At 52.4% G+C, this 25266-nt stretch carries 21 protein-coding genes; 15 read left to right on the top strand and 6 right to left on the bottom strand.

The features are described from left to right. Positions 1-15 precede the first annotated feature (15 nt). The 4 genes from PLIM_RS02205 to PLIM_RS02190 all read right to left on the bottom strand — a co-directional run bounded on the left by PLIM_RS02205 (position 16) and on the right by PLIM_RS02190 (position 4216). Positions 16-1848 (bottom strand): cytochrome b N-terminal domain-containing protein, encoded by a 1833-nt coding sequence (locus tag PLIM_RS02205; protein WP_013108705.1) that lies wholly within the window; start codon positions 1846-1848, stop codon positions 16-18. A 99-nt stretch (positions 1849-1947) separates the two neighbouring features. Continuing rightward, entirely contained in the window at positions 1948-2667 is a 720-nt protein-coding gene (locus tag PLIM_RS02200; protein ID WP_013108704.1) for a QcrA and Rieske domain-containing protein, read from the bottom strand. Positions 2668-2787: 120 nt separating this feature from the next. Continuing rightward, a complete protein-coding gene (locus PLIM_RS02195) occupies positions 2788-3909 on the bottom strand; it encodes a DHH family phosphoesterase (RefSeq protein ID WP_148226946.1) in 1122 nt (373 codons plus the stop codon). 88 nt (positions 3910-3997) lie between these two features. Next, on the bottom strand, positions 3998-4216 hold the full coding sequence (locus PLIM_RS02190; RefSeq protein WP_148226945.1) for a hypothetical protein: 219 nt from the start codon (positions 4214-4216) through the stop codon (positions 3998-4000). 887 nt (positions 4217-5103) lie between these two features. On the opposite strand from PLIM_RS02190, the gene PLIM_RS23535 reads away from it, so the two are divergent. The 5 genes from PLIM_RS23535 to PLIM_RS02155 all read left to right on the top strand — a co-directional run bounded on the left by PLIM_RS23535 (position 5104) and on the right by PLIM_RS02155 (position 7465). Continuing rightward, positions 5104-5274: a DUF1328 domain-containing protein gene (locus PLIM_RS23535; RefSeq protein ID WP_013108700.1), complete on the top strand. Its 171-nt coding sequence runs from the start codon at positions 5104-5106 to the stop codon at positions 5272-5274. Positions 5275-5377: 103 nt separating this feature from the next. After that, entirely contained in the window at positions 5378-5803 is a 426-nt protein-coding gene (locus PLIM_RS02175) for a CsbD family protein (protein ID WP_013108699.1), read from the top strand. A gap of 110 nt (positions 5804-5913) precedes the next feature. Beyond that, a complete protein-coding gene (locus tag PLIM_RS02170) occupies positions 5914-6387 on the top strand; it encodes a hypothetical protein (protein ID WP_148226944.1) in 474 nt (157 codons plus the stop codon). Positions 6388-6679: 292 nt separating this feature from the next. After that, positions 6680-7135, top strand: coding sequence for a phage holin family protein (locus tag PLIM_RS02160; RefSeq protein ID WP_041400950.1), 456 nt, complete (start codon positions 6680-6682; stop codon positions 7133-7135). Between the two features lie 99 nt (positions 7136-7234). Continuing rightward, positions 7235-7465, top strand: coding sequence for a hypothetical protein (locus tag PLIM_RS02155; protein WP_013108695.1), 231 nt, complete (start codon positions 7235-7237; stop codon positions 7463-7465). 116 nt (positions 7466-7581) lie between these two features. Here PLIM_RS02155 and PLIM_RS02150 read toward each other — a convergent pair whose 3' ends face one another. Together PLIM_RS02150 and PLIM_RS02145 are read right to left on the bottom strand one after the other, a co-directional pair. Beyond that, positions 7582-9495, bottom strand: coding sequence for an alpha-amylase family glycosyl hydrolase (locus PLIM_RS02150; RefSeq protein ID WP_013108694.1), 1914 nt, complete (start codon positions 9493-9495; stop codon positions 7582-7584). A gap of 315 nt (positions 9496-9810) precedes the next feature. Then, complete coding sequence (locus tag PLIM_RS02145; protein ID WP_013108693.1) at positions 9811-10341, bottom strand: DUF4112 domain-containing protein; 531 nt, start codon at positions 10339-10341, stop codon at positions 9811-9813. Between the two features lie 487 nt (positions 10342-10828). Here PLIM_RS02145 and PLIM_RS02140 point away from each other — a divergent pair, with 487 nt between their 5' ends. From PLIM_RS02140 to PLIM_RS02080, 10 genes are all read left to right on the top strand, one after another. Then, the gene (locus PLIM_RS02140; RefSeq protein WP_013108692.1) at positions 10829-11047 is read left to right on the top strand and encodes a hypothetical protein; all 219 of its coding nucleotides are present in this window, start codon (positions 10829-10831) and stop codon (positions 11045-11047) included. A 509-nt stretch (positions 11048-11556) separates the two neighbouring features. Then, positions 11557-13254: a GspE/PulE family protein gene (locus tag PLIM_RS02130; RefSeq protein WP_013108691.1), complete on the top strand. Its 1698-nt coding sequence runs from the start codon at positions 11557-11559 to the stop codon at positions 13252-13254. Positions 13255-14076: 822 nt separating this feature from the next. Further along, complete coding sequence (locus PLIM_RS02120; RefSeq protein WP_013108690.1) at positions 14077-15189, top strand: type IV pilus twitching motility protein PilT; 1113 nt, start codon at positions 14077-14079, stop codon at positions 15187-15189. Positions 15190-15350: 161 nt separating this feature from the next. Then, entirely contained in the window at positions 15351-17063 is a 1713-nt protein-coding gene (locus tag PLIM_RS02115; RefSeq protein ID WP_013108689.1) for a GspE/PulE family protein, read from the top strand. Positions 17064-17215: 152 nt separating this feature from the next. Next, positions 17216-18475 (top strand): type II secretion system F family protein, encoded by a 1260-nt coding sequence (locus tag PLIM_RS02110; RefSeq protein ID WP_013108688.1) that lies wholly within the window; start codon positions 17216-17218, stop codon positions 18473-18475. Between the two features lie 203 nt (positions 18476-18678). Further along, complete coding sequence (locus PLIM_RS02100) at positions 18679-19737, top strand: type II secretion system protein (protein ID WP_013108687.1); 1059 nt, start codon at positions 18679-18681, stop codon at positions 19735-19737. An 89-nt stretch (positions 19738-19826) separates the two neighbouring features. Next, entirely contained in the window at positions 19827-20939 is a 1113-nt protein-coding gene (locus PLIM_RS02095; RefSeq protein ID WP_013108686.1) for a hypothetical protein, read from the top strand. A 24-nt stretch (positions 20940-20963) separates the two neighbouring features. Continuing rightward, entirely contained in the window at positions 20964-22046 is a 1083-nt protein-coding gene (locus PLIM_RS02090) for a pilus assembly FimT family protein (RefSeq protein ID WP_013108685.1), read from the top strand. Further along, entirely contained in the window at positions 22043-23449 is a 1407-nt protein-coding gene (locus PLIM_RS02085) for a type IV pilus modification PilV family protein (RefSeq protein WP_013108684.1), read from the top strand. The genes PLIM_RS02090 and PLIM_RS02085 overlap by 4 nt, the downstream gene beginning before the upstream one ends. Continuing rightward, positions 23450-25150 carry a prepilin-type N-terminal cleavage/methylation domain-containing protein gene (locus PLIM_RS02080; protein WP_013108683.1) on the top strand — a complete coding sequence of 567 codons (1701 nt, stop codon included), beginning with the start codon at positions 23450-23452 and terminating at the stop codon, positions 25148-25150. It begins immediately after the preceding gene. Positions 25151-25266: the final 116 nt, after the last annotated feature.

The following is a 25266-nucleotide window of genomic DNA, read 5'->3' as shown; positions in this document are numbered from 1 at the left end:
GAACGCGAGAGCTGCTTATCTTGCCGGTAGCCAGTAATCGCCCGTCATCCATTGCACGAGCATTTCGAGTTCTCGTGGCGGTAACTTGTCGAATGCGGGCATGGCGTTTTTCGCACCAAAGTAATCGTCGCTACCAGGTGCTTTCAGGAATTGCGTGAGCCATTGGCTTCCGCCATAGCCTGTGAGTGTGGGTGCTCCTGTCCCGGAGTTTTCGGCAAGAGGCTTGTCTTCCCCGCGAACATGCATGGCATGGCAATCGATGCAGGCGGATGACAGACTTCCACTGGCGAGCTTGCCCGTGGCAAAGACTTCACGACCTTGCAGCGCCAGTTTCTCATCAATGGTCCCCCGATCTTTCCGGCCGGACTGCTGCGCCATGAATTCGAGCAGTGCCGCCAGGCTGGTGGCATTTTCTGGAGCCAACAACAGATCGCGGTTGTCACTGGACCAGCTGGCCATATCGCCTTCGAGAAACCGGGCTGCGACGGTGGCATCGGAGTGATTTTTGAGCGGAGCCAGAACAGTGGCGTAATCGATCAGGATGGCTTTCATCCATTCGCGTGAGCCGAAATGACTCAAATCCGCCGCCGAAAATTGGGGAGGATGAGCTGCATGGCTTGCCGCGACAGCTTCGTGGTGATGACAAGCGGCACAGTTCTTCTGAAATAGCCGTGGCCCTTGCGTGAGTGGATCGTTAGCCAGCAAAGCGACCGCACCACTGGCTGGAATACCGGTCTGCGAAGCAAGATCAACTGTTCGTTGGGCGAGTTGCTCGCTGTGGTGCAGCGCGAGTTGATGATCGACATTGAGAGCATCTTCTCGCAAAGTGGTGACAGTGAGATAACCCACACCTGCTAAAAGGAGCAGCAGGAAGGCGACATTCGCCTTGTGACCCCAACGGGAACGTCCCGTCCAGGGCATGATCAGGATGACCAGGCCAATGAGTGTGGGCAGGTAAATGGCACCGAACACCAGGCCGCCCAGTTGTTGAACGAATTCGAACTTCAGGAAGCGGAACAGAAAGAGAAAGTACCATTCCGGCCGGGCAGCAGAAAACGCCTCGGCAGGGTTCATGGGGGCTCCCAGTTCAGCCGGTTGTATCAAAGTCAAACCGACAACAGCCACGACAGCCAGCAACGAAAAGATTCCATTACGAAGTGCTTGCCCGGGCCAGAATCGAGTCGCGTTGAGCGGGACATCGTCCTGCCGGTTTCGTCTGGCTTCGGCTCGCCACAAAAGGGTTTGCAGGCACAATACCCCCAGGTAAGCGAGTGGAAGTAAGCCTACATGCAGAACATAGAGCCGCGATAAGGTGAGATTTCCGTAACGACTGCTCCCCTGCACCAGTTCCTGCAAATAAGGACCGGCCACGGGGGCTGAAGACATGATGTTCAGAAAAATGCTGGTGGCGGCATGAGCCCGCTGGTCACCAGGGAGCTGATAGCCAGTATGCGACAATCCCAAAATACAGAGCCCGCCTGCAATCGTGGCCCAGAAGCTCAATTCACGCGGAGCCAGATACCAGCGATCCCAGACAATCTGCAGCACCTGTAAAGCCAGAGCGACGACCATGGCCTGGGCGGCATAATGGTGAATTCCGCGGACAAGCCAGCCCCAATGCAATTGATGCTGGATGTAGTATGTGCTCTCCCACGAAGACAGGCGGCCTGGCGAATATGTGCCCGCCATGGCGAGGCCAGTGACGAGTTGAGTGATAAAGAGCACAACCAGCACAGAACCCCAGGCGTAACGCCAGCGCGGGCCACCCGCTACGGGAGCGTTTGCCAGCTCTCGAAACCAGGTGATCAATCCGGTGCGTGCTTCTAACCAATGACTCACTCGATGCATATTGCCGCATTCCTCAATGCCAGCGAGAACCTGCTGTACGCCGAACTGACACTTCAAGGTTGATGAGATGGAGTCGAGTTCGAGGTCTGTTGTGGGCTGTCAAACAACGACTTTTTCCGGGATCCCGGTTCGAAATTCCTGATACTTGACCCAGACCATTCCGGAGGGATCAATGCGTGCTTCCAATTGATCCAGCGGCCGGGGCGAGACTTTATTCATGGCCTGGCCATCGAGCGCAAAGGCACTGGAGTGACAGGGGCAGAAAAACCGGCTTTGATCGGCTTCGTAATCGACTTTGCAACCCAGATGCGGACAGATATCGCTGAAGACCACGACGGTTCGATCTGGAAATCTTCTCAGGTAGATGGTTCCGACTGGCTGATCAGGAAAAACCTGCCAGGCATCGCGGACATCAATCCGCACGACACTTTTGACAGGAGTTCCATCTTCAGGAAGTTCGTCAAACCTGATGATTGGCAAAAATCCACTGGCGAGTTCTGCTGCCGGGTTGCCTCCTGGAGATGAATCCGCAGTGCTACCGGACTTTCTGAGGAGAGGATCGAGAGTCAGGCCGACTGCGGCAGAGACCGGGATGGCGACAGCAGCCAGAAACGATCCACAGGCGAGCATGGCTGCGACAGCGTCGCGTCGCGAGGGCGCTAAATCGGTTGATGTCTGCGAAACGATCGCCTCTGCTGGAGCAGGAGGTGAGAGATGTGATCCCTCAGACTCAGACGCCACGCTGGGTTTGGTCGTCATAAAGGAAACACCGCTCGGTGGGAATTCGGGTGGGAGGGAATGGATGTCAAATGCTGACACGACGAACTTCCTGTCGGCATTTTGACAACCTGCTTGGAAACCTGAGTATACCGCCGCGGTCAACCCATCGAAATACACCGATTTGAAAATATGATTCGATTTGTCTTAACCGAGTTTGTCTTAACTGGCAGGAATTGAACTGCTGGCAGGATCGGGAAGGGCTTTCAAGCCTTCGAGCATGGCTGCGTGAACTCGCGCGTGTGCCACATCGAGGGGGCCGGGAAGAGTTGCACCGGCAGCCTGTTTATGACCACCACCCCCGAACTTTTCGGCAATGGAAGCTACGTTCAGTCCACCACGACTGCGAAAGCTGAATTTGATCTGGCTATTCATCTGTTCAACGCCGATGTAGGCCGCTCTGGTGCCAGCAATGCGCAGACATTCGTTCACGAGATCTTCGGTGTCTGCAGGCACTGCTCCGAGTTCGACAAAGTCGCTCCATTTCACAACTGTCGATGCCAGCAGGCCATCGGCATCGAGTTGAGCACGCCCTAAAACTCGGCCACAAAGGTGGAGCCTGGCAAGGGTCGATTGCTCGTAGAGATGACGGTAGATATCTGTGGGGTCGGCCCCACGCTCCATGAGTGCACCCGCGATCTGCATCGTTTGCGCATTGGTGGCAGGAAAGCGGAACCAGCCCGTATCAGTGGCAATGGCCGCATAAAGGGCCGTCGCTGCGACTTGGGTAAGAGGAACATTCATGAATTCGCAAAGACGGAAAATCAAAGAACCTGTCGCTTCCGATCGAGTGTCTTTGAATTCCATGGCTCCGAGATCATCACTGCTGACGTGATGATCGATGACGATCCTCGGAATGGTGGTCGTGCGCATCCATTTGCCGAGTTCGCCCAATTGTTGCCAGGCGCTGGTATCGACAATGATGTGCAAATCGGTCTCAGCCAGACTGGCACCATTCACAGAGCCGCCAAACGTTTCGACCATCTGCTCGGGGTCAATCCAGAACAGATTGGCCGGCGGTGCCGAGGGATTCACAATGCGGACTGTCTTGCCGAGATGTTTGAGCAGACAGGCTAAGCCTAAAGCCGATCCAATGGCATCCGCGTCTGGTCGAACATGGCTCGATACCAGAATGCGTTGATGAGATTCAATCAGCGGGACAATCGGTTTCCAATCAATCGTGTTCATATCACGAATGATAAATACCTGGAGCCCTGCTTCACCAGCAAAGTTTCCACAGAAATTTTGCGGAGGGCTTTCAATGGTCGATTGAAACCACTCCATCAACGGGATCTACACGTTGGATTAACAGCGAAAATCTTGCTGCTCAATCGGTTAATGGTGACTGAAGTACACGTATTCACCTTCAGATTTAATGGAATTCAATGGGCAATTCGTCACTCCACAGGAAAGCCGCACATCGACGCCTGCGCTTTTCTGCGGGGGGCCACTCCGACTGAATCTGCTGGCAGGCGAGAAAAATTTCCTCGACGGAGGGATCATTCCACTGCCGATCCAGCGACTCTTTTCGTGGTTGTGATCGCTTCACTGGTGTTTTGAACAAATGACTGGCGGTGGTCTGAAGGATCAAAATGTGACTCCTGATGGAAAATTGAAGATCGAAGGTGTGCAAATCACAGCTTGTGATCGCGCATGAAAAGGTCATCATGCGATTCCCCAGGCGGCATGGATCGCATACTTGGAACACCTGTTGGAACTGGGCGCGATGTAACTCTTGGCCAGCTTTCGTATCCCGTTGGGATCAGAAAAAAATGGTCTGGTCTTGTTGAGCCGCTTTTTGGAGGGATCAGGCTGGTTGATGAAAATCATCAGGCAAATTTCGTACCCCGGATTCAAAAGTTTTGTGCCTGTGAGCCTGCCGTTCATGGCGCTGTGATACGCATTCCGCAATCAATGGCGCGTTGAGAATCTGTCACGCATGCTTGCTCGGAGCCGCAAGCATGGCACTTACAGCGCTGTCAAATCCTGGTATTCGTAGAGGCCGGGATGCATGCCGTATGGCCGCAACTGTCGAAAGCCACCCATTTCCCCGGAGCTTTTTTGAGAGATGTTTTTAGTGCACTGTCACACGTGAGGCTGAGAAATGGAGATAACCCTTTAAGTCAGCTCGCCGCATGGGATTCATCTTCTTGATAAAGACCGCACCTCCGCGGCCAAGGAAATGAGAAGATTTCGACTGCCAACTGGTCGATTGGCAACCAGTTGGGCGGTGACCCGCCATCGATCGGGGTCAAAAACAGGAATTCGCGAGTCGATTGGTGACTTTCGAGCGTTTGGCACGACCCGTGCTTTGCAGGGCTCATCAGTCAACACAATTTTTTGAGTTACGACTGCGAATCGAACCATTTCCTAAAGTCATTTCTTAAGCGTGTGAACATCAGGCTGCCAATGCTTTGTGAAAGCCAGGCGAGGTCTCACACTTTTCGAAATGACGCATTCAGAAGATTGGAGAGCATCATGCTGAGCTGGGCACTGACATTTTTGATTGTGGCAATCATTGCCGGCGTCTTGGGATTTGGCGGGATTGCTGGTACAGCAGCCTGGATTGCGAAACTGTTATTCGTGGTATTTATCATATTGTTCTTATTGAGCCTGATTATGGGCGGAGTACGACGCCCCTCGATATAAATCGACACTCTATAAATAAGATGACTAGTGTTCTGATCGGATCAGATCACTAGTACGGGACGCTCGCTCAACACAGTGAACTTTTGTTTAGGAATCGATCAGCATGATTACACGTGAAGAAATCCAAGGACAGTGGACACACCTTAAAGGTCAGATTCGGGAACGCTGGGGCCAAATCAGTGATGATGAACTTCAGCAGGCCCAGGGGAATACTGAGCAATTGATCGGTCTGCTCGAAAGCAAGACTGGAGAATCACGTCGTCAACTGGAGCAGTTTGTTCAAGGGGCGGTGAAAAACGGACAGAACTTCCTGGGCAATGCAGGACAAACAGTTCGTGAATATGCCCAGACAGCTGCCCATGCCGCTGGCAAGGGATTGGGATCGATTGAGAGCGGGATTGAATCGGGGATGCAGGAAGCACACAAGATGGTTGCATCGCGTCCACTCGAGTCGATTACGACAGCCTTTGGTGTGGGACTACTGGCAGGAGTCGTCGTCACGCTGCTGCTACGTTCTGACCGAGCCTGATAACAAGTTCCCGATCTTGTAGCTATTATAAACGCTACTTATATACTTCAATAAAAAGCCTCACCGCCGAAAGACATATGATGGATGATCGAGAGAGAATTCGATTCAAGATGCGGCGGTTGAGGCGACAACTTGATCAGCATTCCAGCGAGTGGAGCGCTCAGGCCCACCGCTGGCTGGACTGGAAGTATCAGGTCAGCCAGCACCCTCTCCTGAGTGTGGGAATTGCAGCGGCAGCCGGTTATCTATTGATCCCGAGGAAAACGCCTGCTGTGCAGGTAGAAATCGATGAGGCAACGCGACGGGAAATCGTCAAGCAACTTCAGCGACAGCAGTTCAATGAGCCGATCAGCCAGTCACCTGCTGTACCAACTTTGTGGCAGACGGGAGTGACGATTGCGAGCCAATTTCTCCTACGCAGTGCAATCAACTATGGTGTTTCTCAAATTGATCGTTTGATTAACTCTGTTCAAACAGCGACTGAGCATCCATCATCAGATACGTTCAATGCTCCCGGCACTCATGATATCCATTCGCGAAATACGCCAATACCGGAAAACAACCTTCACCTCTACCATGGGTGATGATCGCAGATCGCTTTGACCGAGGGCCTGTCTGCAGCCATTCTAATTCTTCACAACATCATGGGGTGCTATCGGAAATGAGAGTACGAGAGAATCCGACTCAGGCATTACGGGTTACCGAGGGATTCACTGAGAATAAGCTTCTCGTAAGGACGATCGACAACGGTCGCTTACAGAGACCTGTTGATGCCTGGGATGTGGCGAATCGCTGGATTGCGCAGAATGCGGCCATGAGCCTCTTGATCGCTGCGACTATGGGAGCAACCTGGGGATGGATTCAGAAAAGATCGCGATGAATGAACGCGAGCCGGTACCTGCCAGCCGCGGCAATTTCAGAAACAATGAGCAGCCACCGACACTCATCACCATCGTTCACGAGTGTCTCAAACTGGCCGATCTTCAACTACAACTTTTCCAGATGGACATTGTTGAGTTCTGGAAGAGATCGCAACTGGCACTGGGACTGTTTTCACTAGGTAGTGCACTACTCCTGGGAAGTTTACCCATCGCACTGATGGCGATAGCTGCCTGGCTGAAAACGACTGTCGGCTTATCCCAAGAAGCGTCTCTAGCTTGCACAGCCGCCATGGGTGTGATCATCGCAGTCACAACATTGGCGTGGGCTGTGATGAGATTACAGCGTGCCATTGAACCACTCGCCAGTAATCAGGAGGAGTTCCGAGCTAATCTCCAATGGATGAGACATCTATTACACCAGGATGAGAGCAACGACTCAACAGGCCCCTAATCATTCGTTTTCTGGATCACTTACTACGTTTCATTCTCTGGCGGAAATCCGCTTGATTCATAGAGTTTCACGAGAACAAGTTATCATAGAAAGTCAATCATGATTACCAGTGAAGGTTATCAGGCGACGATTCCAGTTGGCCAAGAGAGAGACAATTCACTACCAGAAAGTGAGATGCTTTCTCATGCCTTGCAGCCGAGTTGTGAGCTTCAGCCATTTCATGATCTGGGAGAATACCTGAAAGTCTACGCCCGTGAAAAACCTGGCACTGCGGCAATGGTCTGCCTGGGTATCGGATTTGTACTGGGCTGGCGTCTTCGCCATTGGTAACCGTTCTCGCATTCTTTTTTCAGTATGCATTACAATAAGACGGGCGACTCATGGTAGAGTCGCCCGTTTTATGGCATGAGATCCAATCGCTTCAGCCACTGATCGTCTAAGGCCAGCTACGTTTGACGCGAAAAGATCAAGGCCGAGTAAGGGCCGACTTCGAGCGAAACATGGTGAGCTGGATTGGTGGCTTCATCCTGCAGATTCAGCTGATCGATACAGGGCGTATTGGCGAATTCTGGACTGTAAATCCTGGCGTCTGAATTCAATTCCAGTTGCCAGGTCGCTGCATTAGGGAAATTGAACTCGACCTGCCGGGGTTCGCGGTAAAAATTGAGGATCACTACTATATCGTCGTGTGGGGCTGGTGTATGCCAGCGGTGGAATACTAATGTTTTAGCGGTGTGGTCTTCATATAGCAGTGCAAGTCCTGAACCTGTCAATCCGCGAGAGACGCCTTTGTTATTGAGTCTCAAGTGGCAAAGATCCCGGAATAGCCGGAGAATTCCTTTGAGTTCAATAGCTTTATCCCAGTCGAGTGGCACGTCGTCGCGGAACCAGCCGTCTTCCAGAAATTCCTGTCCTTGAAAGACCATTGGAATTCCGGGGGTTGTCATGACCAGGGCGAGGCCTAAAGTGGCGCGCTTCTGGGCAAACCAGTTGCGAGTTTCGAGCGGCATGACTTCTGAAGGGATGCGGGCTTTGCCGTTTGCTACCTCATCGTGAGATTCGGTATAGATGACACGTTCAAATGGGTCGCCGTTGAAAGTGGCGAAGATGGCCCCCTTAATGGAATCGAGTGAACGGTCATCATCATCGGGTTCAATCAGGACTTCTCGTACTGGATGAACAAACCTGGCATCCCACTGCGCGGAGAAGGCAGCTCCGCCTCGTTCGACGGGTGCTGTCAGATCATCTTTATTGTGAAGATCTTCCGCGATTGTCAGGGCCTGGGGATGGCGCGCATGGATTTCGCGATTGATCCACTGCGTTAGAGACCACCCATCAGGGAGATCACCGCCGGGGTCGCCATCGCCACGCACACTGCGAATATATAACGTCATATCAAAGCGGAGGCCATCGCAATGAAAGTCTTCAAGCCAGTGGAGTGCATTATCACACAGGTATTGTCGAACCTCGGGTCGGCCGTAATCCGGGCGGGTGCTGCCCCAGGGAGTTTCAGCTCGCCAGTCGTTATAGAAGTAGATACCGCCGAGTTGATTTTCATTCCAGCCATCGAATTGCCATAGACTCAGATCAGATGGACCGAAGTGATTGTAGACAACATCAAGAATGACCCCGATGCCTCTTTGATGAGCTTCGCGAACGAACTCCTTAAAGGCTTTCGGCCCGCCATAACTCGACTCGACAGCGAAAATGTGAGCAGGATTGTAACCCCAGGAGAAATCGCCAGCGAATTCTGCCAGAGGCATGATTTCGACACAGTTTACACCCGTGCGTCTGAGATGATCGAGCTGGCGAATTGCTGAAGAAAGTGTTCCAGGCTGGCCATCGCCGGCATCTTTGGCGAAGGTGCCAATATGCATCTCATAAATGATAAGTTCGTTCCTGGGTGGCAGTTCGAAGGCATCGTTCTGCCAGTCAAAATGAGGATCTGTCACGACGGCGTGACCCACGGAATTCGTGACCTCTTTCGCGTAGGGGTCAATGCGCGTCATCCACTTCTCGCCAAGTTTTAAGGCGTACAAATACTCTGCACCGACACTGAGCCCTGTGACTTCGCCGTACCAGAAACCACTTGCGACAGATTCTGGAGCAGTTCCTGCCTGCTCATGATCTTCCAATTGCTCGCGGTACTCCTGGGAAAGTGGATGTCGAGTCTCCTGCCAGTCGTTGAAGTCTCCCACCACAGAGACGGCCTCGGCGTGTGGTGCCCAAACACGGAAGGCCACACCTTGTTGTGTAAGAATCGCCCCCATGCCCGCATGATGAGGAGCCGTTTCTGATGGTTTCGATGCCTGATTTTCAACCGATACACGATTTTCAACAGAGACGTTCGCTGGAACCATCAGCAACCTCATTTTCAGGGAGCGAAATGCCTGGGATTTCGCTTTTTGTGACCATCAGGCCCTAAATCTGCGTGAAATCCATGACCCGGATGAAGACAAAGGCGCTCGCACAACAATACCTCACCGCGCATGGAGACTATCAATTCCCAAATCTCTGCACGACGTGTACCAAACATTGACCGGGAAGAATCTCGATCTCGCGATGACTGTTGATCAGACAGACCTCAAAAGAATCGCCCTGAGTCTGGTTGCCAAACGATCATCCCGCCTGCCGATCGCGCGTTGATAGCCCACTCGATCCATGAGAGCCACGGCTTACAGTTCGGCTTGCTGGGTTTTGACGTAATTCTCGACCAGAATGGCATTGCGGATGTGGGCTTTGAAGGCAAGATCGAAGAGATCTCCCACAACGGGAATGCTCCCGGCTGCGAAATCGAGAACAATGTTGGCCGACATCTGCAGCAACAGCCATCGAGGGAGACCCACTCGATAGGCCAGATATACCAGCCATGCTCCGACCAGCCCGGTCAGTAAATCCCCTGCCCACGGAACCAGGCCAATGATGGAATCCCAGCCATAGCGAATGCTGGTGCCGGGAATAGTGAAACGAGCATCGAGTAAACGAGCCCACTTTTGAATCGTCAGGAGACGATCCAGATCGACGGAATTCAGTGTTTGTGTGGCGTCAACATCGGCATCGGCCTCTGGAAGAGAGGACAACTTCTGTCCCTTCGGGAGGATCACCGGTGTATGGAGTGGTGGTTTGGCTGGATTCACAGCATGCCCTGCTCTGATGTGGAAGTCTTTCAACAACCCCGGTTGTGACAGAACAGAATTGTAAGGCATCGATGGACACTCCTGCCAAAAATGTTGGATGACAAAAGCTTCTCAAGCAACCACCAGAAAGGAATACGCATGAGAATTTCTGCAGATGACGAAAAGTACCCTTCGGCGACTCATTTTCCTGAATTTTTGATCGAGGAGGGAATTGTCGCTTAGCTGTAAGCCCCGAAAACGGGTCTGAATCTCAGGTCGGGCTGAAGCGTCGTGGATCGATGATTCTGATCAGTGTGCGACTTCTTTGGACTTCGACTGTTATGCAGACCAGACCATGATGGGTTTTCGTGCCTATGTTTTCCGGTCTCGAAGGATCGCATTGAGGAAAGTGATCGCCGTTGCCTCGGGATGAATTTCGAGAGAACAGAACACAGGCATGGCACTTCACGCGGTGTGAAATTCTGAAATCTGTGTCAAATGTCACTGGTGAGAGCTACGATGCTGAATGACTGATTGAATTTTCGCTGATCTGGTTTTCCGTTGAGGTGGTGTGACCATGACATGGGCCGCGTGGGCGATGCTGATTCCGGCGTGGACGATTGTGATTCTGACAATGACCTGGTCAATGAATCGGGTGCTAAGGTCATCTTCAGGTTCCTCTGAGATGAAATCAGCCGACAGTGAATCAACCCAGGGTGCGCCATCCGAAGCGTCTGTTCCGAACCAGGGGAGTTACCGCGCGCTGACCTCGGATATGCAAGGTGCTCCGGAATAGCACTCGACGGTCGAGTTGAAAGGCTGAGAACTGCTCAGGCTCCAGGGCCGGAAGTCCCTTTGTCAGCTGAACCCAAAATCAGTTGAGATAAGCCAATTGGGCGGGGATGCGGAGAAATGCGTGTAACCATCGAATCGATGGGCACTTGCGTCCTTGACTTCTCTTGTTGAGCAACCCCACAATTCGCAAAAGAGAGAAACCTGTTGTGTGGCGTTTCTCAGCTTGTCCTTTCAAATTTCATATCATGCCAAATCACAGGTGATGATCGGGACTATTTGGGCAATACAGATCGATCAACACAGCTCGATCAACATCGTTGCCCAATGGCTCCGTAGTCGCCTGCTTCAATATTGCCTTCTGATCAAGCATTTCACTGGGCTGCCGCCGGCCATCTGAGTGGTTGGGACAGTCATGAACTGACGATTTTACAGCCGCCGATTTATCTGAATTGAACGCATATTCTGTGCATCTTTGAACTCGATTGACTTCAGAAAACTCAGGAGCCACCGATGGCGGATGATTACCTTCGCAAACTGATCAAGGATGGTCTCATCAGTAAGGATCAGCTTGGTGAAGCAGAGGACCTCGGCCGCAGTATGGGGATCTCGATTTCTGACGCCCTCATTAAACTGGGGTACGTGGGAGCGAGCGAGTTGGGCCAGAGGCAGGCCGCCGCTTTCGGCTACCAGTATGTCAGTCTGGACGGGATGGAGATCTCCAGTGGTGTGATCGGGCTGCTTCCCGAATCGGTTGCTCGCGAAAACATCGTGATCCCGCTGGCGATGGACGACGACCGGCTGAAGATCGCGATCAGCGACCCGATGAACTATGAGGTGCTTGATAAACTCCGATTTCTGCTGAACCGTGATATCGATCTGGCAGTGGCCTCGAAAGAATCGATTCAAAATGCCATCAATCGGCATTATGGCCAGAGTGAAACGGAATCTGTCGATTCGATTCTGCTGGAGTTCACCGAAACAGCCATTGATTTTACGGCGACGGATATTCCTTCATCGGCTGCCACGACTGCGGAGGAGAATGCCCCGATTGTCCGCCTGGCAAATCTGATTGTCAGTGAAGCCGTGAACATGCGTGCCTCCGACATTCATATTGAGCCTTTTGAAGACAAGGTGCGTGTTCGCTACCGAATTGACGGAGTGCTGGTCGAACGAGACAGCCCCCCCAAGCGGCTGCATTCGGCACTGATTTCCCGTTTCAAGATTATGGGAAATATGGATATTGCCGAGAAGCGGCGGCCCCAGGACGGACGCATCAAGACCCGCATCAACGGCCAGGACTTTGACCTGCGAGTCAGCATTCTCCCCACTGGTTTTGGCCAGGCCATCGTGATGCGAATCCTCGATCGCAACAATATTAAAGTGGGGATCCGCAGCCTGGGGTTGTCGGACGAGAATTACCGCAGGTTCAACAACACGATTCGACGTCCGAACGGAATCTTCCTGGTGACAGGGCCCACCGGTTCCGGGAAGACCACCACTTTGTACAGTGCCCTGGGCGAAATGAACCGGCCGGACAAAAAGATCATCACGGCTGAAGACCCTGTCGAGTATTACCTGCCCGGAATCAATCAGGTCGAAGTGAAGGCCGACATTGGATTGAACTTTGCACGCATTATTCGTGCGATGTTGCGGCAAGCTCCGAACATCATTCTGGTGGGGGAAATTCGAGATGCCGAGACCGCTCAGATGGCAATTCAGGCTTCTTTAACTGGACACCTGGTTTTCAGTACTCTTCACACGAACGACGCACCCAGTTCTATTACACGTCTGATTGACATGGGGGTCGAGCCATTTCTGGTGGCATCGTCGATTGTGGCCATTATGGCGCAGCGACTGGTGCGTACCGTCTGTCCGAAGTGCAAAGAACCTTATGCACCCGACCCCAGCGAAATTGCACACTTTGCCCTGACACCAGAACAGGTTGCAGGAGCGAACTTTATGCGAGGCAAGGGTTGTAATCACTGCCAGCAATCAGGTTATCGAGGTCGAGCCGCTGTGTTCGAGCTGATGATGATGAACTCCACATTGCGTGAAATGACATTTAAAGGGGAACCTTCCCAGTCACTGCGGAGACAGGCGCGACTGTTCGGCATGAAGACGCTGGTCGAAGATGCCGTCGACAAGGCCTTGATCGGAAAGTCAACGCTGCTTGAGGCTTACAAGCTTGACAAGGGGAGCGGACACTAGGCGGAAGTTAGGTTTTCGGCGCCGAAAGCAGCGCCGAACTTCTTTCGCACTGCGTGCAATACAATCTATTGAGCTCGGCCTCAGCTTACGGGTAGTACGACAGCACTCCAAGCGGCCTGGCAATCAAGAGGAAATCTTGATTGCCAATGGTGAAGGGGAGACGGCTGAAGATTTGCCTGCTGACTTCAGCTCTATGCATCACCTTGAATGTTGCAGAAGTGAGCACAGGTTTCGGCAGAGCCCTTCGTTCTGCAACATCTTCCTGGGCAAGGTGAGAGATTGAGAGCTCAACAAATTTGCTTGCCGGGAAATCAGGAAGTGCAACAGATGGCGGATGACGTGTTGCTGCTTAGCCGTGAACTTGAAAGCAAAATGAGGAGCTTTTGATGCGATGGCTTGAGATCGTCGGGAAGCGATGAATAATGTCTTCAGCGGGCCATCGATCAGTTTTCTTTCATACTCACAGTGTTTGACCGATTTTTCGCAAACGAATTTTGATCTGGTTCTCAGGTCACTCTCAGTCATTCATTTCATTTCGCTTTTCACACACCATTTCGTCATTCCTTTCGTCTTGTTTTCCTTCTGACTCGATCTTCACCGAAAACTGATACGGATTCACGGAAATCTGGCAGAGAGATCTCATAGTTCTTATTCAACTTCGACACTGTTTTTGGCAAGACGAATGCTCGCAGAAGGATAAGTGAGTTTTTGCCAATTTGTGTGGTTGATCAGACAATTGAACAGCATTTGATCTCTGTTCTCTGTAATTTTCTCCGTGTGCGATTTCTTGATCTGTGAACTATCGACAGAAACTTGGGTGCCATGGCTTTTCTGCAAATCGACAAACTGTTGGAAACAGTGGTTCGCGAGCGTGTCAGCGACCTGCACATCACGACTGGGCAGCCTCCCGTGGTACGTGTCAGTGGTCACATGGTCCGGCTGGATACCAAATCATTGGAGCCTGAAGACACAGTCGCTCTCATGAAAAGTATCACGCCTGAGCGTAACCAGCAGGAGCTCCAGGAGGTTGGTGGAACTGACTTCGGATTTGCGTTTGGTGATAAGGCTCGATTTCGTGTGGCTGTGTTCAAGCAGCGCGGCCACATCGGGATGGTGCTGCGGCGTATTCCGAATGAGTTTCTTTCGTTCGAACAACTCGGATTGCCCCCGATCATTCGAGATCTGATCCGCAGGCCGCGAGGTTTGTTTCTGGTGACCGGGCCGACCGGTTCGGGCAAAACCACCTCTCTGGCCAGTATGATCAACTACCTGAATGACAATGATGATGCGCACATCATCACACTGGAAGATCCGATCGAGTATTACCATCAGCATAAAAAGGCGACGATCAATCAGCGGGAAGTCGGTGTGGATGTACCTGATTTTCCAGAAGCACTCCGACGTGCGCTGCGTATGGATCCGGACATTATTCTCGTGGGGGAAATGCGTGACCTGGCGACGATTTCGTCTGCGATTACCGCAGCCGAAACAGGCCACGTGGTTTTTGGAACTTTGCACACTACCGGTGCTCAGGGAACTGTGGATCGAATTATCGACGTGTTTCCGACCAACCAGCAGGAGCAGATTCGAACCCAGCTCTCGACTTCGATTATCGGGATTCTTTCACAAGCGCTGTTGCCGCGAAAACCCAAGGGTGTGGTGGCAGCTTATGAACTTCTCGTGGTGACGCCTGCGATCGCGAACCTGATTCGTGAAGCAAAGACTTACCGAATTAACTCGGCCATTCAGACAGGCCGCAAGTTCGGGATGCAGCTTCTGGACGATGCGCTCTTCAATCTGTGGAAAAACCAGATCTGCGAAGAAGATGACGTGGTGGTTCGATCCAATCAGCCTGGCGAATTGAAAGCCCGTATTGCCCGGGCCAAGAAGGGATTGCTGGATGATGAACCTGAAGACGAAGAGGACGAGGAATAATCTTCGTGGCAGTAGATCGATCTCGCCTTAAAGGAACGCCCCACCTTCTGCACATCGGATTGAAGCGATGTTTGAGTGGGTGCTGAGTACTGGTTTCAGTTTGAGTATTCGTATCGACGGCAAACAGAATTGTTAGCCCGTTGTTAGATAAAGTTGGACGTATGGCACAGCGTAAACTCGGACAGATTCTGGTCGACCTGGGGTACATTTCAGAGGATCAACTCTGGGATGTGCTGGAGGAGCAGAAGCGCAGTCCGGGGGAGATCATCGGCCAGGTAGCGATCCGCATGGGTCTGGTGACCGAAGCACAGGTCACAGAAGCTCTGGCGGAACAATGGGGGATGCCAGTCGTCAATCTGGGAGAAACAACAATCCCACCCCGCGCCATTGAAATGGTGCCCCAGACGATGGCTGAACTTTACAAGATCATGCCCATTTCTCTGAAGGATAATGTGCTGACAGTCGCCATGGCTGACCCGCAGAATGTGGCGGCCCTGGATGATTTGAGGAATTTTCTGGGAGCCGAAGTCCGCGGTGCGATTTCGAACTTGAAGGATGTCGAAGCGGCTATTGCCCGTTACTACGCCGACAAGCAGGATAGTATTGAAGATCTGATTACCTCGATGGAGGAATCTTATGGAGGGACCGGCGGCCAGAATAGCCGTGAATATAATCTCGATGAAGCCGAGCTGGCTGATGCCGCACCGATTCGTAAGCTGCTGAACATGATTCTGCTGCTGGCCATTAAGGATCAGGCCAGCGACATTCACTTTGAACCGTTTGAAGACGAGTTCAAGGTGCGTGTGAAAGCGGACGGGATGCTCTATGAAATGGTGCCACCCCCTCGTCACCTGGCGAATGCCATTGTCAGTCGTATCAAGATTATGAGTGATCTGGATATTGCTGAACGTCGGCTCCCCCAGGACGGTCGAATTGAGCTGAACGTGGGTGGGAACAGTGTGGACTTGCGAGTCAGTATTCTGCCCACACTGTTTGGCGAAGCGGTCGTTATGCGAGTGCTGGACCGAACGGTCGTGCAGCTCGATCTGAATAAAATCGGGATGGACGCCAATACGCTGACACGCTTTCGCAGCATGATCAAGCGGCCGAACGGCATTGTGCTGGTGACGGGACCGACAGGTTCTGGCAAGACGACCACGCTGTATTCGGCTTTAAATGAACTCAATGACGTTGAAACCAAGATCATTACGACAGAAGACCCGATTGAATACGAAATCGAGGGCCTGCTGCAGGTGCCTGTGAACCATGATATCGGGGTGACTTTCGCGACGGTGCTGCGAGCGATTTTGCGTCACGATCCTGACACGATTCTGGTGGGTGAGATTCGCGACTACGAAACGGCTGAAGTTTCAGTTCAATCCGCACTTACGGGGCACCTGGTCTTCAGTACGCTGCATACCAACGATGCCCCATCGGCGATTACTCGATTGCGGGATATGGGTGTCCCACCCTTCCTGATTACGGCTTGTGTTGAAGCAGTACTGGCTCAGCGGCTGGTGCGACGAATCTGTACAGAATGCCGCACGAAGTTTGATCCCAGTGATGAATTGCTGATGGAGTTGCAACTGCCGATTCAGCAGGCTCGTAAATATAATTTCTACTACGGCAAAGGTTGCCAGCGTTGTAACAACTCTGGCTATAAAGGCCGTTGCGGAATTTACGAACTGCTGGATGTCACAGACGATATTCGCGATCTGATTGCCGCGAGTGCTTCTGTGGACGACATCCGTAATTTTGCCCGCTCGCAGGGGATGACCACTTTGCGAGAGGCCGGATTGAAGCTGATTTTTGACGGTGTGACCACGATTGATGAAATTGTGAGGGAAACAATTACGGAAGATGGCGAAGGCTAAAGATCATGGGCTCTTCGCTGGTTTTTCATGATTCCCTCGACGGGATTTGATGACGTTCTGGACACTTCACGATCAATCGATCGATTGAAACATGTTTGCTTGAGTCTTGAGAGTCTACTACTTCTGCATCTTTTTCAGATAAGGAACTGATAATGCCCACCTTCATGTACGAAGCGATGGACAACAAGGGCATGGAAGTCAAGGATACGATTGAAGCCGCCACCGAACAGGAGGCTCAATCGAAGATCCGCGAGCGTGGCTTCTATGTCACCAAGATCTCTGAAAAAGGTCGCACCAAGAAGAAAAAAGACACAAGCCCAGCCAAGGATGGGAAGAAGAAACCCAACGCCCGCAAGAAGGGAACGTTCACGATTGGTGGGGTAGGTGCCAAGCAGCTTTGCACCTTTACACGGCAATTGTCGACACTTCAGGATGCTGGTCTACCCATTCTTCGAAGTCTGCGAATTCTGGAAGTGCAGGCCAAGCCTGGTGCCCTTAAGAACTCCTTGATGGGCGTCATCGAAGATATTGAATCCGGTAGCACTCTATCGGAAGCCATGGGTAAGCAGCCCAAAGCTTTTGATAATCTCTACGTGAACATGGTGAGGGCCGGTGAAGCAGGCGGTGCGTTGGAAGTGATTCTCCAGCGACTCGCAGAATTCAAAGAACGGCAGCAAAGCCTGAAGCGTAAAGTTCAAGGCGCCATGATCTACCCGGCAGCGGTGATCACTGTGGCCACGTTGATCGTGGGCTTCATTATGTACTGGATTATCCCGAAGTTCAAAAAGATCTTCGACGACTTCGGTACGAAACTGCCCATGATGACGGAAGTCTTGATCGGCACCAGTAGTGCGGTCGTGAACTACTGGTACCTGGGGCCCGTCATTCCGATTTCGATCTGGCTGCTGATCAAGATTATCAAAAAGAACAAAACCGGGGCCTTTGTTGTCGACTGGATTTCACTCCGCATTCCCATGCTGGGGCTGATCTTGAAAAAGTCGATTATCGCGAGAACGTGCCGCACGCTGGGAACACTCGTGGCCTCAGGTGTACCGATTCTGGAAGCATTGTCGATTACCCGTGATACCGCTGGAAACGCCGTGTTCGTGAAGGCTTTCGAGCACGTCAATGCGGCTATTCGCGAAGGGGAATCGATGGCTGTTCCTCTCCGAGAAACAAAAATTTACGACGAGATCGTCGTCAATATGGTCGACGTCGGTGAAGAAACGGGAGCACTCGACAACATGCTCTATAAAGTCGCCGATGTCTACGACGAAGAAGTGGGCGTGCTGGTCGAAGGTCTGATCAACATGCTCGAACCACTCATGGTCGTGGTGCTGGGCTTGATTGTGGGCTTCATTGTGATTGCCCTCTTCATGCCTCTGATTCAGTTGCTGAACGACCTGTCCTGATCCCGGTTGAAACTGCACTGGGTGGAAACTGACACGGAAGCATGTCGCCAGCCTCGATTCATCAGAGAAATCTCTGATTTCAGGGGCGAGGTGTTTCCAGTGTCTGAACAGCCCTTTGCGATCTTCGCCTTGAACGAATTGTTTGTAACCCAAGAAATTCATCCATCGACCACCGGCTATCATCGCTGCGACTGGAGTTCATCATGTTCCTGAAAACCAACCCCTACAGCCTTCGTTTTGCCGGGCGCGGATGCGATTCCAGTACACAGTCAGACGGTGGCTCCTCCGGGCCTCGTGCGGGCTTCACGCTGATTGAATTGCTGGCTGTCATTGTGGTGATCTCGATACTGATCGCTCTCCTCTTGCCTGCCATTAACGGCGCCCGCCGCAGAGCAACCATTGCTCAGGTGCGTACAGAAATCAGTGCAATCGAATCGGCCTGTGTCGCCTTTGAGAAAGAGTATGGAATCCATCCCCCCAGCCGCATTGTCATTCCACAAACAGCGACACTCTGGGCCACTCCGGCGGATGGTGGGGTGGCACCGAATTTGTACACGGCTCAAGAGATTCGCGAGTCCAAAGCCATTATCCGTCAGTTCTGGCCACAGTTTGACTTTGCCTATACCGCTGGTGCTCCGGATATCGATGGCGATGGGACGGCTGGTGGGAGTGCGATTGTGCTCTCGAATGCGGAATGCCTGGCCTTCTTCCTGGGTGGTTTACACGAAAAGACAGTTGAAGGTTCCACCACGTTATGGCGGGCCATTGGTTTTTCCAAAGACCCGGCTGCCCCCTTCCGACGTGGAACTGGCCCGCGCACCACTCCTTACTACGAACATCCTGCAAGTCGCTATACCGATCTTGATGGCGACAATCTGCCAGAAATTGTCGATCCCATCTCAGGGCAGGGTACTCCTTATTTTTACGCAGCCACCACGAATGGTAAGTATGGCATTTTAACTTACGGCCCCCAGGGAAACTCAGCTAACTACCCTATCCTCCCCTATGCACAGGATAAAGCCAATAAGTCAGCCTGGAATGCTAAATCTTTCCAGATCATCTCTCCCGGGTATGACCAGACTTTCGGGCCGGGTGGGCCGTTCCAACCTGAAGTCGCTACACCATTGCCAGGTTACGCTGCCACCGATATTCCTTCTGCTGTCTGGGCACCGGGAATTACCGGGGCTGTGAGTGTGGCAGACCGCGAGGCGGAATTCGATAACATTACCAACTTTTATTCGGGAACACTGGGTGGTCGCTAGGCGCTGAGCCGAACCTCTATCTGTCATGTTCTTGATTTATATATAGCTTGCTTCTAGTCATAGCCACGGGGCGATCGCGGGATGCTCAGATGATCCATCCGTTTCACCAATTCGATTTTCGTAGTTCACCAACTGGCGCCATTGCCCGTTGCGCGAACAGAATTTCGTCGAATTCCAGCTTCCCGCCTCGTACTCGCGGTTCGCAACATCGCCGGGCAGGTTTTACCGTCATTGAATTGCTGGTTGTGATCGGCCTGATCCTGCTGATGATTTCGATATTTGCGGCTGTTTTTGGGAATACGATTCTTACAGCGCGTGAGCGAGCGACACAGGCGACAATTCTTAAAATCGATGGCCTTCTTCAGCAGCGGTTGGAATCGTTTAACCGCGCTGTTGATAAAGCCCTGGAGCAGGGGACAAACAACCAGAGATACTTCCGGCAGGTGCGGGCTGATCTGGGGATCAGTAATGCGAACACCAATAACTATATCCCGGCGATGAAAGTCCTTGCCCGGAAGATGCTGCTGAAACAGACGTTTCCTCAGTCATTCAGCGAGTTGCCATCGAGTCATCCCCTGTTGACATCAACAGCCTATATCAGTGCCAATCATAAGGTCGAAACCGAATCATCGGCACTACTTTATTACGCCCTCACCCAAGCCCAGGTTTTTGGATTACCACCCGTCAGTCCCGATAATTTTTCGAGTAACGAAGTCCGGGATACCGACGGCGATGGTCACCTGGAGTTTATTGATGCCTGGGGCGAACCATTGCGGTTCTATCGCTGGCCGACGGCTCTGGTCCGCAATACGACGAGTGGCACCACAGCGACTCTGGCAACAGCAAGCAATTCAAACCCACCACTCACTTATCCGAGTGGCACAATTGATCGACAGTATGGCCTTGTACTGATTCCTGAACTGCCAGCATCCACCGGCACCAATCTCGATCCCTTGGGTGTCGATCCTGATGATGGCTACGGCCGGATTCAATCGATGCTGCTCGGGCTGGGTCAAAGCGATGCGGCTTTTCGTAATAACTATCACCAGCTCGATACGTTCTTTACCCCTCTCATCGTTTCCGCAGGGCCGGGAAAAGTGCTGGGGTTGCAGGAGCCGCATACCACCACAGGGCGACTTGGCTTGCCGGCATCTCGCGATGATTTACTGGATGATATTTCGAACTTCAACAACCGTCGCTGATTCAAGGACGGGAGATTGACTCTCATGTTTGCTAAATACGTAATATTGCCGATCGGTCGCCAGCCGGTTCAGAGAATCTCTGAGCGACGCGGCTTTACGCTGATCGAACTGCTGGTTGTGATCTCGATTCTGGTCACGCTCCTGGTCATCACTGCGACGATGGTGCGACTGAGCCTCGATGGTGACAAAGTCCGCGCAGGTGCCAGGCAGATACAGTCGTTCCTCAATGGTGCGCGTGACCGAGCCATTTATGCTAAAGCACCCGTGGGTGTCCGTTTCATCAAGAGTCCGAATAATGACCGCACGATTACAAGTATGGTGTATATCCAACCTGGTGAGCTATGGTCGGATGGAACGATTGAATTGCGACGGGATGAATCGAACCTGACTTCGACCGATGTTCGAGTGGTGGCTGAAGCGGCAGGAACGAACTGGTCCAATCTCATTTCTCGCCAGCGATTTCCTAATGACATTCGCATTCGGATTCCTAAAGGAAGCCAGGGGACGTGGTATCGAGCAACCTTGGATACCAGTGCCGGCCAGATTCGTTTACGGCTCACAACTCCCTTCCGTTTACCAGCAGAAACACCTTCAGGAACACTTGAGGCCTTCGCTGCAGGCCGGGATGGTGTCACAACCTATGACCTGCAACTCGATCCGGTACCGTTTGTGGGTCAGAAGCCCGTCTTTCTGCCCGCAGGTGTGGTCGTGCATCTCGATCGATGCTCCCGGAATATCGACAATCTCGCGACAGCTTCTGCCAGGGGAAATATTCTACCGACCGCCTGGCGAGATGGCTCAGTCAATCCCCCTCGCTATAGCAACCAGATTGACATCATGTTCTCGCCCAGTGGCACCGTCATTGGTCAGGCCGCCACAGCGGGTTTACTACATCTCTACGTTGGAACACAAAAAGATGCCGATCTGGATCGACTGGCTTGGGAAAGCGGCTCTGCTGCCGAACTGGAAGACAGCGAAAACCGAGGCGATAAGTACTTTGTCAGTGTGGCAACTCGCACGGGAGCAGTTTCTGTGCATGAATTGGGATACGGAGCAGGGAGTGATCGCTTGCTGTATGCCGAAACTGGTGAAGGAGCCGGTAAATGAAAACATTACTTCCGCTCCCTCGGTCTACCAGAACTAACTATCGGCCAAACAAAACTCACGGCTCAAATGCTCGTGCAGGTGTGACGCTGAGTGAAGTTCTCATCTCGCTGATGATTATGGGGATTGGTATTGTCGGTCTGGCCTCCCTCTTCCCGATCAGCGTGCTGAAGTCGGTCGCTGCGACCAATATGACCAACTCGGCCATTCTGAGTTACAATGTTCGCGGAATGCGGAATGCACTTAGTCAGGTCAACACCGGCGCTGCACTCTGGCAACCGGGACTGACGGCGACATCCATCACCGACAATCCCGCGCGCCCCACATTTATATTGCCCAGTAACCCCATCACTCGTTCACAGTTTCCACGCCTGGTCTTTGGTTGCAGCACCAGTGGTGTCCTGGGAAATACGGAACCTGTCTGGGCCAGTACCGGGCCCATTACAGCGGCTGATGGGACGATCTGGCAGCCAGTTTCCATTACCAATGGTTATGTGGTGGATCCCCTGGGTTCGTTCCGCATGGCGGATGTCCTGGCACCCAATGCTGGTCGCTTTTTCGGAAATGATGGAACCAACGCGCTCACTGTCGTGCCGCGTTTTACGGGCGGTGCCACGACGTTATTGCAGGCAAGCCAGATCGCAACATTGCCCGACAGCTGGCTCCTGCAGGTGGAATCGGTCGATTTTGCTGCTCCCGTTGATAACGGAGACGGCACCTTTACGATCACCTTTGCTGACCAGACAGGCTTGAGTCAGATCGTCAATCCGGCCGTTACTTCCAGCCGGATGGTGATGTTCGATGCGGATATGCGTCGCGTCGAAGTTCGTCCAATCAGCGGGACACCCGCGCCGACATCGACGAGCCTGTCGTTCGTCGGTGCACTGGGCTTTTCACCAGTCAAGATTCGTATCGAAACACAGGAGTTGCGATACACCTGGCTGACGACAACGCGCGTTAAGGCCGATGGAACACGCAATTCGGATGCGGTGGTCTTCTTCCGCCGCCAGTTTGGCATCAATGACGAACGGATTCAGGGAGCGTTCTTCGCCTCGTATGTCGATACCTCCGGCGCAGCATCTTCGGTCATCGTTGTCAAATACGATGAGAACGATCCTCCCAAGTGGAAGAAGGGTGGCTATATCCTCGATGCCGGCCGCATGCGCTGGTATCGCATCTCCCAATTAGAAGAAAGTTTCACCAGTCTGGCGGCAGCCAAGCCTGCTGAGTTTCCAGCCGCTTCTTTTTACCCCACTGGTCTTTCGACAGGCTCAGGGACCAGCTATGCCCGCATACGTATTGAGGGCCGCGTGTTTGAAAATGCGAATGATGGATCGGCAGTCATCATGCCCAATGTGGTGGATGTCTTTCCGCTCAATCCAGTCTCTATTCGAGATGTGCAATAAATGAACTCTTTAACTCAACAACCAAGACTACAAGGCCATCGAAAGGGGCATTCCGCCGGTTTTACACTGGTCGAAATGCTGGTTTCGGTCGCACTTGTCCTGTTGATGATGACGCTCTTTGCGCAGGTTTTTCAGATCGCTGCAGGGACAGTCTCAACCCAGCGCGGCATCATGGAGAACGATCAGCGGGCGCGATCGATCCAGACGATCATCACCAAAGACCTCAATAACCGCACCTATCGCTATGTCTGGCCCTGGGCTGCCCGGCCCACGGGATATACAGATACCGTGAATACAGAAGAGAGCGATATGCTCGGCTACTTCTATATCTCGGAAAACAACCCGTTCGATGATACTGATGATGTGCTGGAGTTCACGGGCAAGATCACTGCGACGATTAACTCTTTAGCCGACACGGACAGCTACTCCGGGCGTGCGCTGCAGGTGGGCAACAGTCTGAATCAACCCGATTATGATGATGGCGACCTGGGTAACCTCTCGTCACTCAGTTCGACAGCCGAGATTTCGCTGTTTATGCGGCGCGGCACCACCGGTCGGCCAGGGGCTCTTTATCGACGTGTCATGCTGGTTCGTCAGCCCGCCGATTCAACTGCCGAAATTGAGCCTCATGAAGACGGCAATACCACGAACACGCTGTTCGATTCCACATCAGGAGCCACCACCAGATATACACCATCTGCTACTTCGACATTCTGGAAGGACTTTGATTTTTCGGCACGCCCAATCAGTTCTCGAACCTTCAACCAGACCATGCCACCGCCGTTTATCAATGGGGTCAGATTTAATACTCTGGCTGATCTGCAACTTCCAACCAGCCGCTTTGGTTTCGAATTCGCCGATGGAACGGCTGATGCCGGTAAACCGCGTGAGTTTCTATCCGGTGTGTTTTTTGGTCGCTACACGATGGAAGAAACCTCGAATGTCGCTTTTCAATATCCATTTACAGCAACGCCGAGCCCCATGAATCAGGCCACGGCGGGCCTGACGGTTGATGCCGCCACGGGAGTTGTGGATCCACTCCAGCACAATTCCGCGAATGGCAGTCGGCGCGGTGAAGATCTATTATTGGCGAATGTGGTTTCATTCGACGTGAAAGTCTGGGATGACTTTGCCAATGGAGGTTTAGGAGCCTTTGTTGATATCGGCGGTCCAGGAAGTGTGCTCTATAGCACCAATCCTGCAGTCACCGGAAATCCGGATCGTCGCCTGAATATTGATTTTGGGCCTGATGGACCAAGTGGAAACAATGTTTTTGATACCTGGGCAAAGGATGTTCGACTGGCGACCATCACGTCAGATCCGGCTGAAAATCCTCCCCTGCTTCCCAGACGCTACATTGCGGCTGCGACAGCGTCCGCCTTCGAATTGCCGCGATTTACTCCGGGAACGACGGCAGGCGCTGTATTGCCTGCACTGTCCGGGGGTGTCTCCAGCATTCCCGGCGATCCTGTCTTCTTCGTTCGCTCAGGAGCCAGTGCCGGGACGAACAATGCCGCTGGAGCCGCTATTCCACTGACACTACCCATCGTCTATGGAACTCCGATCAATGATGGATTGGTCGAATGGACTCCTGTCGATAACCGTCGCCCAATTCGCTTAATACAGATCACGGTTCGATTTTTAGACCCGACATCCCAGCAACTACGAACAGTCACCATGCAATGTGACCTGACTCCTTAACCATAAAAAAATTCAGATATCCGCGACCTGCAGTGCTATTCGAATCTCGTTAACAAATATCGAGTGCACGCAACTGGGGTTGGCTTGATCAACAATATCTAGCAGAAATATTGATC

The organism is Planctopirus limnophila DSM 3776 (assembly GCF_000092105.1).
GTDB lineage: Bacteria > Planctomycetota > Planctomycetia > Planctomycetales > Planctomycetaceae > Planctopirus > Planctopirus limnophila.
This window is presented reverse-complemented; position numbering and strand designations above follow the sequence as displayed.

What these genes read in the sequence shown, in the direction of transcription:
- PLIM_RS02140 (WP_013108692.1), top strand. Translation starts at nt 10,829, where the DNA reads ATGACATGGGCCGCGTGGGCGATGCTGATTCCGGCGTGGACGATTGTG.
- PLIM_RS02120 (WP_013108690.1), top strand. Translation starts at nt 14,077, where the DNA reads ATGGCTTTTCTGCAAATCGACAAACTGTTGGAAACAGTGGTTCGCGAG.
- PLIM_RS02115 (WP_013108689.1), top strand. Translation starts at nt 15,351, where the DNA reads ATGGCACAGCGTAAACTCGGACAGATTCTGGTCGACCTGGGGTACATT.
- PLIM_RS23535 (WP_013108700.1), top strand. Translation starts at nt 5,104, where the DNA reads ATGCTGAGCTGGGCACTGACATTTTTGATTGTGGCAATCATTGCCGGC.
- PLIM_RS02130 (WP_013108691.1), top strand. Translation starts at nt 11,557, where the DNA reads ATGGCGGATGATTACCTTCGCAAACTGATCAAGGATGGTCTCATCAGT.
- PLIM_RS02170 (WP_148226944.1), top strand. Translation starts at nt 5,914, where the DNA reads ATGCGGCGGTTGAGGCGACAACTTGATCAGCATTCCAGCGAGTGGAGC.
- PLIM_RS02195 (WP_148226946.1), bottom strand. Translation starts at nt 3,909, where the DNA reads ATGGAGTGGTTTCAATCGACCATTGAAAGCCCTCCGCAAAATTTCTGT.
- PLIM_RS02205 (WP_013108705.1), bottom strand. Translation starts at nt 1,848, where the DNA reads ATGCATCGAGTGAGTCATTGGTTAGAAGCACGCACCGGATTGATCACC.
- PLIM_RS02085 (WP_013108684.1), top strand. Translation starts at nt 22,043, where the DNA reads ATGAAAACATTACTTCCGCTCCCTCGGTCTACCAGAACTAACTATCGG.
- PLIM_RS02175 (WP_013108699.1), top strand. Translation starts at nt 5,378, where the DNA reads ATGATTACACGTGAAGAAATCCAAGGACAGTGGACACACCTTAAAGGT.
- PLIM_RS02155 (WP_013108695.1), top strand. Translation starts at nt 7,235, where the DNA reads ATGATTACCAGTGAAGGTTATCAGGCGACGATTCCAGTTGGCCAAGAG.
- PLIM_RS02100 (WP_013108687.1), top strand. Translation starts at nt 18,679, where the DNA reads ATGTTCCTGAAAACCAACCCCTACAGCCTTCGTTTTGCCGGGCGCGGA.
- PLIM_RS02090 (WP_013108685.1), top strand. Translation starts at nt 20,964, where the DNA reads ATGTTTGCTAAATACGTAATATTGCCGATCGGTCGCCAGCCGGTTCAG.
- PLIM_RS02160 (WP_041400950.1), top strand. Translation starts at nt 6,680, where the DNA reads ATGAATGAACGCGAGCCGGTACCTGCCAGCCGCGGCAATTTCAGAAAC.
- PLIM_RS02145 (WP_013108693.1), bottom strand. Translation starts at nt 10,341, where the DNA reads ATGCCTTACAATTCTGTTCTGTCACAACCGGGGTTGTTGAAAGACTTC.
- PLIM_RS02095 (WP_013108686.1), top strand. Translation starts at nt 19,827, where the DNA reads ATGATCCATCCGTTTCACCAATTCGATTTTCGTAGTTCACCAACTGGC.
- PLIM_RS02150 (WP_013108694.1), bottom strand. Translation starts at nt 9,495, where the DNA reads ATGGTTCCAGCGAACGTCTCTGTTGAAAATCGTGTATCGGTTGAAAAT.
- PLIM_RS02110 (WP_013108688.1), top strand. Translation starts at nt 17,216, where the DNA reads ATGCCCACCTTCATGTACGAAGCGATGGACAACAAGGGCATGGAAGTC.
- PLIM_RS02080 (WP_013108683.1), top strand. Translation starts at nt 23,450, where the DNA reads ATGAACTCTTTAACTCAACAACCAAGACTACAAGGCCATCGAAAGGGG.